Origin of the sequence: Lysinibacillus sp. FJAT-14222 (genome assembly GCF_001278875.1) — a bacterium.
GTDB lineage: Bacteria > Bacillota > Bacilli > Bacillales_A > Planococcaceae > Lysinibacillus > Lysinibacillus agricola.
Genome location: NZ_LIYL01000055.1, coordinates 1 through 1808, shown reverse-complemented (window position 1 = coordinate 1808; position 1808 = coordinate 1). Strand labels below are relative to the sequence as shown.

Here is a 1808-nt window from a genome sequence, read left to right as displayed (position 1 = left end):
CCCCCTCTGTTAGGATAGATGTCGTAGGATGCTTTAGTGTTATAGTTAAGTAAATAACACGGAGGTCGATCGATATGACAGGAAGAAATAGAGTGCGATATTCGCAAGAACAAAAAGAAGCAATTGTTAAACGCATGATGCCACCGAATAACGAAGCAGTGGCGCAAATTGCGAAAGAAGAAGGCATTACAGAAGTGACGTTATACAAGTGGCGTAAAGAAGCGCGTGCAGCTGGTGTGGCAACGCCTGGAAATGGTCAAACCAGTGATAAATGGAATAGCCAAGATAAGTTTTTAATCGTGATGGAGACGTTCGCGATGAATGAGCTTGAGTTGTCGGAGTATTGCCGTAAGAAAGGGTTGTATCGCGAACAAATTGAAGCTTGGCGCAATGTATGCCTTCAAGCAAATGGTCAAACATCAGATCAAACGAAACAGTTGAATGGCGCGTTGAAGGAAGAACAAAAGCGTGCAAAGCAATTGGAAAAAGAGCTACAAAAGAAGGAAAAGGCACTTGCGGAAGCTGCTGCATTACTACTGCTTAGAAAAAAGGCCCAAGCGATTTGGGGGGACAACGAGGACGAATGATTAGCCCATCAAATCGCGCATTAGCTATAGAACTCATCCAAGAAGCCAATCAAAATGGTGCGCGATTAGCGAAAGCTTGTCAGGAACTACACATTAGTGTACGTACGTATGAACGCTGGACATCCAATGGGTGTGTGAAGGTTGATCAGCGCCCACTTACGAAACGTCCTACACCTAAAAACAAGTTGTCACAAGAAGAAAAAGAGGAAATACTAACAATTTTGAAGCAAGAGAAATATGCGGATTGTCCACCTACACAAATTGTGCCAAGGCTTGCGGACCAAGGGACCTATATTGCATCAGAATCGACATTTTATCGTATATTGCGTGAAGAAAAGATGCAGCATCATCGAGGACGTAGTCAAAAGCCAGAGCGAAGAATCCCAGAAAGTCATCTGGCAACAGCGCCAAATCAAGTGTGGACATGGGATATCACTTGGCTCGGAGGACCAGTGAAAGGATTATATTATCGACTCTATTTAATTATCGACTTGTTTAGTAGAAAGGTAGTTGGCTGGGAAGTATGGGAAACTGAAGAGGCCAAACACGCCGAAACACTCGTGAAAAAAGCAGTAATCAGTGAAAAAATCCAAGGCGAACCACTTGTGTTACATTCCGACAATGGGAGTCCAATGAAAGCCGCGACATTCCTAGGTTTACTAGAGAAAATGGGCATTCAAAGTTCGTTTTCAAGACCACGTGTGAGTAACGATAACCCTTACTCAGAGGCGATGTTTCGGACACTCAAGTATCGACCAGATTTTCCACACAAAGGTTTTGAAACACTTAAAAGAGCAAGACAATGGGCACAGCAATTTGTCCATTGGTACAACGAGATTCACCTGCATAGCGGGCTGAATTTTGTAACACCAGTGCAGTGTCATACGGGCCAACACGTAGCCCTATTAGAAAAGCGAAAAGACGTGTACGAGGCTGCGAAGGAGAAGCATCCGGAGCGTTGGACACGAAGTACAAGAAATTGGGCACCGAATGAACAAGTAGCACTCAATCCAATGCGAGATGAGGGGCAAACCGAATTAGTGAAAAAACCATAATAGTCCCCAATTCCCTGGTGATTAAGATTGAAAGCACGCTTTTTCTTTCAATCTTAATCACCAGGCCAGCAAGCGCAGCGCGGTAGCCTTGACTGAACATGGGGATTCATCCAATCTTTCAAAATACTAAAGTAACTAAATGCGACAACTATATTGACAAACACCG

General features: G+C 43.9%; 1 pseudogene. It reads left to right on the top strand.

The features are described 5' to 3' along the window. Positions 1–74 precede the first annotated feature (74 nt). Positions 75–1642, top strand: a pseudogene (locus tag AN161_RS23205) (IS3 family transposase). Positions 1643–1808 lie beyond the last annotated feature (166 nt).